At 58.6% G+C, this 13,395-nt stretch carries 14 protein-coding genes; 4 read left to right on the forward strand and 10 right to left on the reverse strand.

Annotated elements, in window-relative coordinates; translation table 11 throughout:
* Positions 1–38 precede the first annotated feature (38 nt).
* Genes MLB1_RS03685 through MLB1_RS03695 form a run of 3 tightly spaced genes read right to left on the reverse strand, consistent with a single transcriptional unit; the run spans position 39 to position 3,463 of the window.
* Complete coding sequence (locus tag MLB1_RS03685) at positions 39–1,628, reverse strand: hypothetical protein (protein ID WP_180748351.1); 1,590 nt, start codon at positions 1,626–1,628, stop codon at positions 39–41.
* Positions 1,625–2,755, reverse strand: a complete 1,131-nt coding sequence (locus MLB1_RS03690) for a protein phosphatase 2C domain-containing protein (RefSeq protein ID WP_180748352.1) — start codon at positions 2,753–2,755, stop codon at positions 1,625–1,627. Before MLB1_RS03690 ends, MLB1_RS03685 begins: the two co-directional genes overlap by 4 nt.
* A gap of 15 nt (positions 2,756–2,770) precedes the next feature.
* Positions 2,771–3,463: a VWA domain-containing protein gene (locus MLB1_RS03695; RefSeq protein WP_371750553.1), complete on the reverse strand. Its 693-nt coding sequence runs from the start codon at positions 3,461–3,463 to the stop codon at positions 2,771–2,773.
* A 195-nt stretch (positions 3,464–3,658) separates the two neighbouring features.
* Here MLB1_RS03695 and MLB1_RS03700 point away from each other — a divergent pair, with 195 nt between their 5' ends.
* On the forward strand, positions 3,659–4,264 hold the full coding sequence (locus MLB1_RS03700; RefSeq protein ID WP_180748354.1) for a DUF4236 domain-containing protein: 606 nt from the start codon (positions 3,659–3,661) through the stop codon (positions 4,262–4,264).
* Between the two features lie 28 nt (positions 4,265–4,292).
* Here the strand turns inward: MLB1_RS03700 and MLB1_RS03705 are convergent, their stop codons facing one another.
* Positions 4,293–4,880, reverse strand: a complete 588-nt coding sequence (locus MLB1_RS03705) for a hypothetical protein (RefSeq protein WP_180748355.1) — start codon at positions 4,878–4,880, stop codon at positions 4,293–4,295.
* 154 nt (positions 4,881–5,034) lie between these two features.
* On the reverse strand, positions 5,035–5,289 hold the full coding sequence (locus MLB1_RS03710; protein WP_180748356.1) for a helix-turn-helix transcriptional regulator: 255 nt from the start codon (positions 5,287–5,289) through the stop codon (positions 5,035–5,037).
* A 228-nt stretch (positions 5,290–5,517) separates the two neighbouring features.
* Here MLB1_RS03710 and MLB1_RS03715 point away from each other — a divergent pair, with 228 nt between their 5' ends.
* The 3 genes from MLB1_RS03715 (at position 5,518) to MLB1_RS03725 (ending at position 7,945) form a co-directional block, all read left to right on the forward strand.
* Positions 5,518–6,561, forward strand: coding sequence for a hypothetical protein (locus tag MLB1_RS03715; protein ID WP_255485580.1), 1,044 nt, complete (start codon positions 5,518–5,520; stop codon positions 6,559–6,561).
* Positions 6,562–6,608: 47 nt separating this feature from the next.
* On the forward strand, positions 6,609–6,965 hold the full coding sequence (locus tag MLB1_RS03720) for a hypothetical protein (RefSeq protein ID WP_180748357.1): 357 nt from the start codon (positions 6,609–6,611) through the stop codon (positions 6,963–6,965).
* 257 nt (positions 6,966–7,222) lie between these two features.
* A complete protein-coding gene (locus MLB1_RS03725; protein ID WP_180748358.1) occupies positions 7,223–7,945 on the forward strand; it encodes a hypothetical protein in 723 nt (240 codons plus the stop codon).
* 27 nt (positions 7,946–7,972) lie between these two features.
* Here the strand turns inward: MLB1_RS03725 and MLB1_RS03730 are convergent, their stop codons facing one another.
* The 5 genes from MLB1_RS03730 to MLB1_RS03750 form a co-directional block, all read right to left on the reverse strand.
* Positions 7,973–8,689, reverse strand: a complete 717-nt coding sequence (locus MLB1_RS03730) for a DUF5642 family protein (protein WP_180748359.1) — start codon at positions 8,687–8,689, stop codon at positions 7,973–7,975.
* Positions 8,690–8,692: 3 nt separating this feature from the next.
* Positions 8,693–9,385: a DUF5642 family protein gene (locus MLB1_RS03735; protein WP_255485708.1), complete on the reverse strand. Its 693-nt coding sequence runs from the start codon at positions 9,383–9,385 to the stop codon at positions 8,693–8,695.
* Positions 9,385–10,593 carry a hypothetical protein gene (locus tag MLB1_RS03740; RefSeq protein ID WP_180748361.1) on the reverse strand — a complete coding sequence of 403 codons (1,209 nt, stop codon included), beginning with the start codon at positions 10,591–10,593 and terminating at the stop codon, positions 9,385–9,387. The genes MLB1_RS03735 and MLB1_RS03740 overlap by 1 nt, the downstream gene beginning before the upstream one ends.
* A gap of 296 nt (positions 10,594–10,889) precedes the next feature.
* Positions 10,890–12,170 (reverse strand): hypothetical protein, encoded by a 1,281-nt coding sequence (locus MLB1_RS03745; RefSeq protein ID WP_371750554.1) that lies wholly within the window; start codon positions 12,168–12,170, stop codon positions 10,890–10,892.
* Positions 12,171–12,587: 417 nt separating this feature from the next.
* Positions 12,588–13,307, reverse strand: coding sequence for an MspA family porin (locus MLB1_RS03750; protein WP_180748362.1), 720 nt, complete (start codon positions 13,305–13,307; stop codon positions 12,588–12,590).
* Between the last annotated feature and the right edge of the window lie 88 nt (positions 13,308–13,395).

The raw sequence follows: 13,395 nt of genomic DNA on the forward strand, positions 1-13,395 counted from the left end.
ACTGTTACGCACTATCGAGGGAGCTTCATCCGGTCTTTCTAGGTCGGCCACACGACGCAGTACTGATGAATGGGATTTTGCTTGTACTCGGTCTGACCGGCCTCGACCAGGCAGTCGTTGCTCAGCGCTACGACTTGTAGGTCACCCTCTAGTTCGAACTGGCTCATAATCTCTCCAGGGTCATAGACGGCACACCTACCGGCTTTGAGCCAATTACCGTACGACTGGCAGCGAGCGTTCAGCGCATCGACGACGCGCCCTGTGAAGCAACCAGGCTTGAGCTCGTACATGCCGCGTAGATCGCTGGGCTGAACGACCCAATACTCCCTTTTTATGCCTGGATCGCAGTCACTACGCCCCTCCCAATAGTTGCGCATCCACATCCCGTCCCAATACCACCTAGATGCCGTCTCGGTGGTCGTGAGGGTTGGCAGGCTCCAGGTGGTTGTCGGATCGATTCCGAATCCTGTTGTAGGACTGGAATAACCGGAAGACGTGGATGGCCGGTAGGTGCTGTGGGTGGACTTGTTACCCGCCTGTGCTACCCGTGAAAGTACGAAGATGCCGATCAACACTGCGGCCGCGATTGCGATCCATTTTGCGGCGGACGACTGACCTGGAGGTGGCGGCGGTGTCCATACGGGATAAGTACTCGGTGGTTGGTGCGACGGTGTGGAGCCAGCCGCCCCTACTGTGCTCAGTGGCTGGGTGCCCGCCGCCACTGCGTTTACTTTCGTTGATGCCGGGGTAATCCGTGGAATTGGCGGGCGGTTGCGGACATCCTCTATCGCCCGTGTCAGTGCGTAGGTCCATGCAGAAAGCGGCGGCCGCTTGCCCGCTGGGCGACCAACGGTTTCGGCTATCGCTTGACGCAGCAGCGCTGGCGTCGATTCGGGTAGATGGCGAGGATCTCGCGTGTCTTGGTCCCCCACCAGGAGCCGCAGAGCGAGTAGGCCCAGCTTGAAGATGTCCGACTCTGGTGTGCCAAGTTCTTCACGCTTTGTGGGCACTTCCCACCCTGGGGTTTCGAGCTGCGGATGAACGGTCCTTTGATCGACGCGCATGGCGTCGCAATCGATGAAGTAGACAGCCGGCTCGGGTGACAGTGAGAACAGTAGGTTTTTCGGTGAGATATCGCCGACGCAAACCTGTATTTGATGCAGGAAGGTCAACGCTGATACCACCTCCTGCAGAAGGACATAGCGTTGCTCATCGGTGAGCTCGACCCCGCGTTGAGTAAGAACGTGTTCAGGATTCAGGAGGTGCTGGAACTCGGCGATGACTTTCGAGGAGCCCCTGACCGTCACAAGATGTGTGAAGAACTCGTCGGGCACAGCGGGCATGACGAAACCGACTGTTGCACCCTGGTTCTCGACCACAACGCATGGCCACGCCGACAGCGAGATGAGCCGGGCTCCGTCAACGTATGAGAGTGACTCAAGAAAGCTCGGCATCGTTGACAATGCATCGCCGTCGCAGTCGACGAGGACGTTGGGTTTGTACTCTTTGTAGACCATCGATGCGGCGTAAGGCGACTTGATCGACGGCGCATGGAAGACAACACCTTGTCCGCCCTGGCTGATCTTGGAGAGCTTGCCGATCCGGCTGCGTTCGATGCGCTGGCTCATTCAGTAAAGGCCGAACCGTGGGATGGAGCGCTCAATCCAGTGCCGATGAGCGGGCTCGCCTGAGAAGAGGATCGGCGGGCCGCGACGGTGACCAGTGTGCGGTCGTCATCGAAAGCTTCTCTGCTGAAATCGATCGCGTGGGCGAATTCGATCAATGAGGGCGGATCGGCTCGTCCCAGAAGTTCACGAATGAGGTTTCCCACACCGCCTTCTCCCTTGCCCAGTGGGTCACCGATACCGTCAGTACCGACCAGCAGTACATCGTTAGCCCCGGCATGAACGACCGTTGGCCGTATTTCGTGCGGTGGCACACGCGGCAGGCCGGAAACAGCCGATGACGAAAACCCGTCCTTGTCAACCGTTTTCCCCTTAAGCAGCGGGGTAAATGTTCCGTGGCGTAACAGCCATGCCCCTGAATCTCCGACCCCGACGATGTGTGCGCGAAACGTTCCATACTCGAGGGGATCGATCACAGCGCAAACCAAGGTAGTCGCGAGTTCCTGCTCCGCGCGCGCCGAATCGGGCGCATCAAGACCGAACAGAATTTTTGCCTGCTCAGCCATCGCCCAGGCAACGCTATCGACCATCCCCCGCCAGTCGGTCTCCTCCGTATTGACAGGTAACTGTTTCTGAATCCACTGTGCCGCAGCTCGAACAACCGTCATGGCCCCGATATGGGCGAGGCGAGCCTGGGAGACGCCGTCTGCGACAAGCACCAGCAGCCGCCCGCTAGGGAGGTGGTGGACGGCGAACTCATCTTGGCGCGGAGCTCCGTTGTAGCGGTGTAGGTGGCCTCGAACTGAGGCTCCGCGGACAGTGAAGTGGTCAGTGGACCAGCCATCGAGTGCGGTGTCGGGACGAAATGGAATTGTCCCGAAAGGTTCTGCGATCACCGAGGGTTCGACAGTCGGCGACGGAGCACCTATTACGAGTTGTGGAATGAGAACCGGGTTACGTAGTTCGGGGGGCGAAAGCTCACCTGGCACTTCGGTGGTGGCCGGAACCGCGCCAGGCGAGGCAGCAGGGTCGCGTGTGGGGATCGGGTCGGTGTCTGCAACGAGGTACTCCGGCGCCCAGCTTTCTGGCCTCTGCTTCTTCTTTGTCCATCGTCCACGAAAGCTCGGCATCAGCAGACCTGCCGTCTACAGCAAGTCGACGGCCAACGAGAACCCTTGGGGTCTCTCAAGCTGCAGCTCGCCAGCTCCCGCACCCAATGCCTGCCCCGAGCTGATGACCGACTGCGCCAAGGACGACACGAATTCCGATACCGCCCAGGCGGTGTCTGTGCCGTGAGCGGCGACAAAGGCGTGCTGGTCGTGGGTTGCCACTTCGCGGATCGTTGCCGCATCAGCCTCGCCAATCCCAAAGGCAAGCAGGTTCGGTCGTGCGTGCTGCGAGAGAAGAGCAGATCGGACCGAGCGCCAGTCCTCGTCCGCGTTCGGGAGACCATCGGTAAGGAAGAACACCGCTGGGCGTGCCACCGCATGGCCTTGAGCTTTCAACGCGGGAATGTCGACAGAGATCCGATACGCAAGCTGGTCGAACGCTGATGCGAACGAGGTCAGCCCTCTCGCGCGCAGGATGGGCATCGCTGGCAGCGAGCGAAGATCGGCGATCTCAAGGTAGGTCTCAGCCGAGTCGGCAAAACCGATCACAGAGAATCGCACCTTGGCGGCAGCGAATGGCTCCTTCTGTAGAGCATCCAGCAGCGACACCAGGCCTTCGTTGAGCTCTCCGAGATTCGGCTCCATCGAACCAGACTCGTCGGCAACGAAATAGATTGGAATTACTGCGCCTTTCGGCTCCACCCCGTACCTCCCGGTCAGCTGTCGCACGACCTCAATCCGGCCGGCGCTTCCAGCGTTAGCCTCGCTGGCTACGTCAAGATAACACCGACATGCAGGGATCTGCTTCGCTTATCGTCACGAAGAACGTCATCCAGAGGCCGGGGGGCAAAACCCGCCGTGTCACGGCCGACGGTGTCAGAATCATCCGACGACGTTTCCTGCTGGCCGCAAGGGTGAGTTCACATGGTGCAGTTCCGGCGCTCCAAGAAGTTCGGGCCCTTTCGGCTGACGGTAAGCAAGAGCGGGTTAGGGATCAGCGCAGGGGCTGGACCACTGCGGATCAGCCGCGGCGCCGATGGGAAGGTGCGTCGCACCGTCCGACTGCCAGGTACCGGTATCTCTGACACCAAGGTCATCGGCGGGCGCAAGCCTGCTCAACGATCCCCCAGAGTTACTGCGCAAATCACACCACCGATTACAGCAACAACATTCCGGTACGGGCCGATCACCGTGGCGCAGCCGGTTGTCGCGAAGGGGTACAACGGCACCATCGTTTTCGATGGCCAAACCGTGAGCATCGACCGCGCCGCGGTGGCGGCCAGGCTCGGAGGACTGAGCTCCGTGTCCGTGCCTATTACCGCCGTCTACGCCGTCGAATGGGTGCCCCCATCCATACTGACCAACGGACATATTCGACTGGTGATACCCACAGCGACAGGCCTACTTCCTCACCCACTGCCCTTACCGCAGGAACCGAGCGCGGTAATCGTGACCTATCAACAGCAGAACCGGTTCAATCAACTGCTATCAGCTCTGGAGTTTTCGCGGCAACACCCCTCATCACGGTGAAGACGTAGAGACTGTCAGCAATCCGGGGCTATGTCACGTACTTTGCGAGCTTCTTCGCGGCGGTCGGGTCATCGCGGAACGCAAGCGCAACGACCCTGCGCCCGTCGGTGATGCAGGCGTACTGTCCCGCGTTCCACCGGCCCCACAGCGATCGAGGGGCAGTCTCAGCCCCGGTCGCCGGATCGATCAACGACACCTTCGTTTCCTGTCCGTGCGAGTTGGCGTACTCGATCCATACCAGTCGGCCCTGCCCTTGATGAACAAGAGCGTCGAGCTGTAACCACCGATCCCGGGCCACCTTCTGTAGTTGAAATCGCCGATAGACCTCGGCACCGGCGATCGGCAGAACCACAACGCTGCCCAGGAGCAGCCCTGGGACTGAGCCGACAATCAGTGGCGGGATCAGGCAGGCAACAACGGCCATCACTTCGACAACGACAGCCGCACGCGCTGGACCTCTTGCCGATGCGCGCAGACCTGCCGAGCACAACAAGATGCCAACAACCAATGTGGAGAAGACATCTCGCGAGATCGCGACCGCAATCAGCAAGTAGGCCGCAGCTAGCCCGCCCAGAATGACTGCTGCCCACACATACTCCGGTGTACGAACTTTCACCACACTAACCCCCGATTGCTGAAGACAATGAGCAGACAAAACACCGGAGGCATCCAGAACCAGCGGGGTTCGCCCCGCCAATACTGCACTTTCCGCTTCATCAACCACCTTCATCGTTCGACGTAAAGCGACAGTAATGGCCAGGTCAGGCAAACTATCCCACCGCGGAGATCGGCAGCTCTTTGACGAGATCGCCTGGATCAACTCCAAGCCCCGCGGCGATCTTGACAATGTTGTTCAGCGTGATGTTGCGCCGTCCACGCTCGACCTGGCCGAGATAGGTCCAGTGCAAGCCGATCACTTCGGCGGCCTTCTCCTGGCTCAACCCCAGCTCATGACGCCGAGCCACCACCCGCCGACCGAACTCTTGGGTGGCGGGCGAGACCGGCGATTGAGACGGGGCAGGCATGATCCAACCCCATAGGTAGCAACACTATCAATCCAGAGACGATAAATCCCAATACCTTGAATCCTGTCCCGATTTTTCGTACCGTGGACTACTGGCGTGAAATACGCCCGGACCAGGAAAAACGGAACCAAATAGGTGGGACTTATGGGTAGCGGCAGTGGATCGATAGGTGCTTCGTTGGTCTTTCAGTCGAAATCTCCCCCAACTGGCGTGACAGTAAGAGGCCGGATGGCCAGCGCGGTCCGAGCGACGACGGCGATTGTCTTCGCCGTACAGCTGGCGTCCTGTTCAAGCCCCGCATCACCATCTACTCCGCTGGGGCAGTCAGCGACCTCCACCGGCGCCACTCAACATTCGGCGGCGTCGCCACACGTCGATCCCGATAGTTTCAGCGGTCCGATTGTGGCGCATTGCCTGGCTCATTCCAGCACCACCACGGTGAGCAAGCTGAACCTCGACACCGGCGAGCTTGCCACTATCGCGATATTTCCGTTCAGCTGCGGTGGAGGCAGTCCGTGGGACACGAGCTACAGCCCTGATTTTCTCAAGGTGGTCAATCCGACCTTGAGAAGCGATCACCATGTCGTCTACTACGATTCGCGCACCGGAACCAGTGTCGATGTTACCAACATCGTTTCCCCAACGCCCACCGGAGACTTCGGGATTCAAACAATTCCGCAACACGCGTACCCACAGTTCGATGACCAGGGCCTGTTCGTCTTCTTCGACGTTAAGGCAGATGAATACAAGTTTTTCGATACTGAGTCTCGGCAAGTTGTACGAACCAGCAAGACTTACTACCGTCCGCACCTCCAGCAGCTTGCGCTCGATCCGAGTCGCGTCGGACCAGACGAACTCCCCACCGAACGCAATTCACGGCTCTGCGATCCGAAATGGATCATCGACGACACTCGCTACCTACGCGCCATCGGCGACAACAGCATCGGCGGCAGCCAGGGCAACTACCAACTCGTGATCGCACCTATCTCAACATCTGCGACCACCCGCCCGAACTGCAATGAAGCAACGGGACAAGTCATTACACCGCCGAGCCTCGAAATATGGAGAGCGGCAGCCGATCCCACCGGTTCAACCATCATCTTCCTGATTGAAAGCCGAACAAACGGGAAGGCTCTGAATCTGTATCGCGCCAACACCGAAGACCCCTCTCGCCCAACACAAATCAAGCTGTCCGACAGCTTCCTCGATCACGCGGGCGTGTCTGAGGACCGCGACAAGGCGCAGGTTGTGTCATTCATCGGCTGGCGATGAACGCGCGCACAGCACCTCTGTTGCCCATATCTTCGAAAGGATTTCGCATGACAAAGAGAACCGCGTTCGCCTCCACCATTGCAACGATCGCTGCGGCAGTCAGCCTCGCACTCACCCCGCCAGCATGGGCTGACCCCGATCCGTACATCCCTGACGGCAATGCCGACTGGTGCCCCGGTGGCCAGCACCCTGGGTACGGAGGTGTCCGGTATTGCCTTGGCGAGCCGTTCGCCGATGGCAGTTTCTACGCACAGACCTGGAGCCTCGGGCCAAGCGGGCCTTTCGGTCCGGGTGCGTGGCGTCGTGGCGCTATGTGCAGCGTATGGGTAGAAGGCCGCATACAAGGCGGGCTACCTCGCGGTGGCATACCCGCATGCGGTGGTCGTCCCAGATTCCTCAATTAAGTTAGAAACGGAACCACGTCTGCCTCACGATGGACGGCGGACAGGAAAGAGTCTCTAAACCGTAGCTGGCTGGTGCATCGCCGGCTGATCCTCGATCCGGGCTGCTACCGACCGCCCCAACTGGGCTGCCACATGCGACAGCGACACATCATCGGCCACTCTATTCAGGATTCGCAGACGTAAAGATTGCGACCTACCATAGGCCCAGTACTCGTGTAGCATTTTCACAAATCAACTGGTTAGTACGGAGGGGTTCCATGCGCGAAGATTTTGCAATCTCCGCTGCAGAAAAGTTCGGCTGTCCAGTAGCGGCAATCCTCAACCTCAATGAACTGACGGAGCAGGAGAGATTGCAGCTACCGGCGTGGTGGCTAGAAATCGTGGGCCTGACGCCTACAGAGTCTATTCAGTTGACTATGGATCATTGGAACCGTGTACTGCCCGAGGAGATGCGTCGTCTTCATAACATTGTTGAGCAATATTGCCACGATGTCGGCTTGGTGCGTTTAACTACGGGCGATTACAACGGCCATGCTCTGCTTTACGGATTCGACACCCCAAAGGGCCGTGTATTCCTAGTTGGATACCCTCCGGCGCACTCCGAGTCATCTATATTTTCGAAAATGCCTCGCGCATTATCTGAGTTCTATCTCGAGCTGCATGACGGCTTGCACTACGATCCCAATTCCGCCCCTGTCGGTGTCTATAAAGTTGAGAAGCTGGTCGATTGGGAATCATGGGTGGGTAGCAGCGAGTTAAGCTACCTTAGTTATCCGCCACCCGATATTCCCCCGCTCGCAAAGAATCTAATTCTTTTCTATACCGACGGGTCTGGAGGCTATATCCTTTTCAACACTGATCCGAACGGCCTAGTTGTATGGACCGTGGGATCGGGGTTGATCGAGGAAGAAACCCGTGACTTATGGGATGTTGTTGACGATTGGATCGCGCTCATCCTCACGGGCGATTTCTATGATTAAATTCTGACCGACAGCCTGTGCGCCGATCTAGCCACCGAACTCGGCAATTGCCTTTCGTAGAGCACTAATCGCAAGAGAGTTGTCAAGAGCGATACCGGGCGCTCTACTTTGAGCATCTTCGACCAGGATTACTGACACAGTGCGGTTGTTCGGCAGCCATGCATAGTAGCGGTATTCTTCGAATGTCCGTCCCGAGTCGTACGTGACGGCCACGGTGTGATAGCCGCGTATCTGGATACCGGAAATATCAGGGGTATCTGCAGGGCGGCTGACTGTACCGCGATACCGTCCTGGGCTATCTATCTGAAAATTAGTGCACTCGGAACTACCGGCCGGAACGGGGTGCCGGTCTGGGATCGCCGATTGCGCTGTAATTATGAATACTTGGCCATTACCCTTCATATTCAGAGCTGTTGTACGCTCGCCGACCTGTAATTGACCCATCAAATTATCGACGTCCTTGCAGGCTATCGGCGTGTAGGTAGTGTGAGCCGTGGCCGCTGCGTCCTTGTCGCGGTCATTCTGACTGACCACGGACGTTGTGGGCTGGCTAGGACTGTAGCCAGCAGGGAAAACTTCACCCACCTTGAGTATTCGGCTGTAGTCATCGGAATCGGCGTGAACCGTAGACGGTGCAGACTTTTTGTTGTCAGAGGTCTGTTGCGGCCCGCACGCAACAGACAGCAGCGCGCCAAGGACGATGACAGCCATCAATTTCTGCAATCGCAGGTAGTTTACGTTCATACCTCAGATGCCTTGGAGTAGTTCAGCGCCCTTGACGAACAACTGCCGACCCAATGCCGGATCTAAGCTGTCGTCTAGAGTGATTGGCTTGCTGATGATGACGTGCAAAAGTATCTGGCCTTTCACTTTGGCGAAATAGTCATATTGATTGGTTCCCTCGCCACTTTCGCTATTCGCATCAATGGTGGAAGACCTGATGGCCTGCACGTACTCTGCGCGCACATTTGGTTTCTCAGTAACCGAGGCTAGCCCGTGCGCCGAAGCAGTGCTGAACGTGACACTCCTACACTCTTGAGGGATGTCTTCAAAGTCAAGTGGCTTATCCGTCTTTACCGCCTGCACTGACAACAAAGTGTCCCCGTCAGGGGATAACGCATTGAAACCGCGCACGATGTCCTTCTCGCCCGCTCGCGTCACCCGCGCGCGTAGCACAGATTCACAGCGCTCAGGAAACACCTGCGAATAGTCCTGATTTGATGCCCCGGACCCTGCGTTTGGCGACCAGCTATCGAACATCTCCACCTTGTACCCTGACGGCACCTCGCTGGTCAGATTCCTAACAACGTCAATGTCCAGGCCAGCGGGCTCGTCAGTGCCACCACAGGAAGTAGCCAAAAGGGCCACCGTCGACAGTAGGTAAGCGAACCTATTTGGCACAGTTAGCCGCCTAGCCACGAAACCCCTTCCGCGTTCCATCACGGCACCGGGACTGGGATAGGCAGAATCACGGGAATTACCGGAGTGCCTGTGATAGGTCCCCACATTCGTCCGAAAATTTCACTTGGTGACGGAATATGGAACGGCGTCCCCGTGCTTGGAGTTGGTGGCGGTGCTGCTGTGCCATCGCGAGCTTCAATCATTGACGTGAGCTGACCAATACGGCCCTGCATTTCGGTCTGGATCTGCATAAGATTTTCCAGCTCGCCAGGATACGCTTGCGACAGCTGCCCATCCTGCAATTGGGTAATTGTTGTTTGGAGCAACCTTTCCTGCCCCTGATACTTCCAACGTAAGTCCCATATTTTTTCATATTCTTGAATGTCGTAGACGGCATCACGCGAAAGCGGATGCTCGAACTGCTGCGGAGAAGTCGGAGGCTTGTTGGCCGGCGGGCTGTTCTTCGGCTCGGGCGGATCAATGCTCGTCTGCTTAGGAATCTGCTTCGACTGTGATTGCCACTCGTTGAAAGCTTGCTGGACCGCCTTCGTAGCCTTGCCCTCTTCCTCGCACATACTCGCAATGTCGTCAGCTGACGGCTGTGGCGTCAGCTTAGGCCCAGGCTTCCATTCGGTAGCTAGAAAGTCCGATTTGGAGGAGTTCCACGGCGAATACAAGTGAGAAAGGTTAGCCAGTACATTGGCGATCTTCAGCTTGTCATCTGGGTCTTTCACGCCATACTTCTTGAACAAATCCCACAAACGGCGCAACGGGATAACGTGATCCACCGCATCGTTAGGCTTCTTCCCGAGCAGTTCCCGTGCGATTTCACGAGCCTTACGCGCGAACCGCTTGTACTCAATCTCCTCCACCGATCCCTTCGGTATCGGAGGCGTCTTCGGCAGGACAAAGGTGTTGGGCTCACACTTTTTCTTCTGGTCTTGCTGTTGTTCCTGTTCTTGCTGCTTCTGCTGCTGTTGTTGGTTCTGCTGTTGTTGCTGCTGTTGGTTTTGTTGAACGGGCTGTTGTTGCTGATCCGGGTTAGGTTGGGGCTGCTGCTGAATCTGTCCTGGCGCGTTGTCGTACGCCGGTGGTTGCTGCCCGTGTAGGGGCTGACCGGAGTTTTGGGCAGGTGCGTTCTGCGCCGCTTGTGCCGGAGCTTGTTGCGCTTGAGCAGGGTTGTTGATGTCTATGAAGCCGTTCTGGTTCAACGGCGGCAGGCTGTTGTTCCCGCTGTAGTTCGGCATCTGAGCAGGCATATTCGGAGGAACGAACTCAGTGCCGCCACCGGGAGGACCGCCAGGGCCGCCACCAGGTCCCGGGCCTGGCCCAGGACCGCAGCAAGGGTCTGCACTCGCGATCGGCAGGCTGAATCCAACCGAGCTTGTCGCCCGAAAGTCCGGACTGGCCAGCAGCGGTGCGATCAACGCCAGCACTAGCACTACTGCCGGGAGCAGCCAGTAACCGAACCGAAGGAACCCTCGAACGGTCTCACGGCCGCGGCGGTGGGCGCTATCAGAGCTGCTGGTCATGTGTGGCTCTCTTACGTTGTGCAGTAGCGGTTGCCGGTGGCCGGCAACATGCCGGTGTTGGTGCTCGGCGTGATGGGCTGGCATAGGGGGCCGGGCAGCATGTTGGCCTTGGCCCACGCCACCTGATCATTCGCAGCGCGCAAGCAGGCTTCGTAGTCATCACCCGTCTGTCCGAAAGCAGACATGCAGCCAATACTCATGTCGGACAAGAGAATCCCGTTGCAGGCAGCTATGGAGGTGCGAGCGGGTGTTACGTCGTAGCACATCTGCTGTTTCTGGCATGCGGCCAGGAAATCCGCGCTACGCCCGTCTGCACTGGTAAAAGCGTTGGACCCGCCCTGGCAGCCTCCAGCGTGGCGCTGCCGGTACAAGATCGGATCCACACTGGCTGGCCGATACCGTCCATCCGGATCCGAAACGTAGTCGCCGGGATTGGGCACGATCTTCGGCGGCGAGGTGCCCTCGGGCATGCCCTGCCAATCCGGGTTCAACGCCCCGGTTGTCGGCAACTCACCAGGCCGGTACGCGATGGTGATCGTGACGGGGAAGGCCAGAGGATTGGCAGGACCGAGGTCGGCGATCACATTCTGTTGCCCTGGCGGGAAACCTGGTCCTAGTCGTGGAGTCACCTGCAACGGAACGCCATTGGCATCAATGGCTGTCGGAATGGACACCGTGGCAATGGTCGACGCCGGGTGGCCTGGATTGGCATCCGATTCCACCAACACCGTGTTTACCCCTTGGCGCAGGTGGCTGCCCTCCGGTAGTCGCAGACCGAACGGGATCGTCGAGGATGAGAACACGCTCTTGCGGGTGATAACGATGTCTGCGCCCGATCCGGCGTACGGGCGAACCAGATAGTTCACGTCTGGCGAGCTGTAAACCGCGCCGCCATCCCCCGTCCATGCCGCTGGAGCCAGGGTCATCTCACCGGGCAAGTGCCAGACCACGTTGTGCATTGGCCATGAACTGGACAAATGGATGCCATCGTGGGCGAACATCGGCGCCGTCACCTCACCGCGCTCACGCGCAGCCGACAATGCCGGACCAGTTCCGTCGCCTTCGCCCTGCGGCGCAGAGGACGACACCTTGGCCCCACCGATGTTGTCCGTACGAGGCGCATCGGCAGGCATCGGACGATTCGGCGGATACACAGGGCGCGGCGGTGGCGAAGGTACGGGGTCAGCGCCCGCAACCCCAACTCCAACAAGAGAAGGTACCGCCATAGCGAAGACTGAGAAGATCACCAGACACACAGCCAGGAGACGCGATACCGAGACTCTTGTGCTCATGTACTGTTGATCCCCCTGCAGTCACCATCGCGATAGATAGATACAGCGAACATACTGGAGCTTCCAGATCTGCGTCAACACCAGCGCTCAGAGAACATTAGCTTCATCGTTCAGGAAACGAGGTTCCGCCGCGGATCACCAGCGATGGCGCCACCCGATCCGGAGGCCCCGACGACACAGGAACTCGCACCTACTTGGCTCGCGTGACTGATAGATCTCACACCAGCGCGAAGCTTGAGACGTGGACTAACCCGAAGGTGCAGTCTTCGCGAGCGAAAATGGTGCGCCGCACGATATTCATATCTGCACCGCCCCCAGCGAAGTGGGGTGATGCGGCAATCGGTGTCACGCGAAGCTCTCCGGGCATCGGCGGTGTGATCGAGAATCGCCGCTCCCGCACGTTCCTGGTTCATGTGTCTACAGGCTCTTGGGTTCTCCGTAGATGGTCTGGGTGTCGTTACCGTTCTCGGTACGAATCCGGAACGTGGCGAAGGATTGAATCTTCACCTGACCACCACAACCGTCGGCCTCTACGTTTTGGTTGCGCACCTGAGAAACCGCACGCATGTTCCGGAAGTTGATCCGGTCCATCGGCAACTGAGCCAAGCCGCCCGGCTTGAGCAACACGCGCATGTAGCCGCCGATATGTTCCTGGGCACCGGCCGAGGCCCCGACCGATCCGCCACCGAATCCACCGCCGCCACCACCGCTTTGACTACCTTGCCCGTAGCCGCCGCCATACACCTGGCCATTGACCTGCTGGCTCAACGTAAGACCGAGGTCGCCGCCCAACTCCACCCCCGACGAGGAATCAGTGCGGCAACCCACGAAATACCCCGTCTCCAACTGCGCATCCTGAACCACCGCGCTACCACTGCCGGTGATGGTCGCTTCAGCTCGGTAGGACACGCGTGCCTGCCATGAGTTGCTCGCGCCGGCGATGTTGTCGATGTGATCGATGACCTCATTGGTCAGCGTCAAGCCGACCGTCCAACCGTCGTCGGTTACGAACTGCTGATACTGATCAGGCATCCCCTGCGGATCCGCGGCAGCCTCAGAGACTCCCAGAGCGAGCAGCAGCGACAACGCCCCGGCAGCGACGAGGTTACGGTTCCTCAGCACATCAACACGCCTCATCTGGCTACTCTTCACAGCCTTGCGTAGTCGCATCACAGCAGCCAATGCCGCACCCCCATACATCCAAGTGAAACAAGATCGCGGCAAC

The sequence above is a fragment of the Mycobacteroides sp. LB1 genome, assembly GCF_013449725.1.
Taxonomy (GTDB): domain Bacteria; phylum Actinomycetota; class Actinomycetes; order Mycobacteriales; family Mycobacteriaceae; genus Mycobacterium.

Coding starts and splice junctions, on each gene's coding strand:
- MLB1_RS03740 (WP_180748361.1), bottom strand. CDS start 10,593: ATGCCGAACTACAGCGGGAACAACAGCCTGCCGCCGTTGAACCAGAAC.
- MLB1_RS03710 (WP_180748356.1), bottom strand. CDS start 5,289: ATGCCTGCCCCGTCTCAATCGCCGGTCTCGCCCGCCACCCAAGAGTTC.
- MLB1_RS03715 (WP_255485580.1), top strand. CDS start 5,518: ATGGCCAGCGCGGTCCGAGCGACGACGGCGATTGTCTTCGCCGTACAG.
- MLB1_RS03730 (WP_180748359.1), bottom strand. CDS start 8,689: ATGAACGTAAACTACCTGCGATTGCAGAAATTGATGGCTGTCATCGTC.
- MLB1_RS03735 (WP_255485708.1), bottom strand. CDS start 9,385: ATGGAACGCGGAAGGGGTTTCGTGGCTAGGCGGCTAACTGTGCCAAAT.
- MLB1_RS03725 (WP_180748358.1), top strand. CDS start 7,223: ATGCGCGAAGATTTTGCAATCTCCGCTGCAGAAAAGTTCGGCTGTCCA.
- MLB1_RS03720 (WP_180748357.1), top strand. CDS start 6,609: ATGACAAAGAGAACCGCGTTCGCCTCCACCATTGCAACGATCGCTGCG.
- MLB1_RS03745 (WP_371750554.1), bottom strand. CDS start 12,170: ATGAGCACAAGAGTCTCGGTATCGCGTCTCCTGGCTGTGTGTCTGGTG.
- MLB1_RS03685 (WP_180748351.1), bottom strand. CDS start 1,628: ATGAGCCAGCGCATCGAACGCAGCCGGATCGGCAAGCTCTCCAAGATC.
- MLB1_RS03750 (WP_180748362.1), bottom strand. CDS start 13,307: ATGAGGCGTGTTGATGTGCTGAGGAACCGTAACCTCGTCGCTGCCGGG.
- MLB1_RS03700 (WP_180748354.1), top strand. CDS start 3,659: ATGGTGCAGTTCCGGCGCTCCAAGAAGTTCGGGCCCTTTCGGCTGACG.
- MLB1_RS03690 (WP_180748352.1), bottom strand. CDS start 2,755: ATGCCGAGCTTTCGTGGACGATGGACAAAGAAGAAGCAGAGGCCAGAA.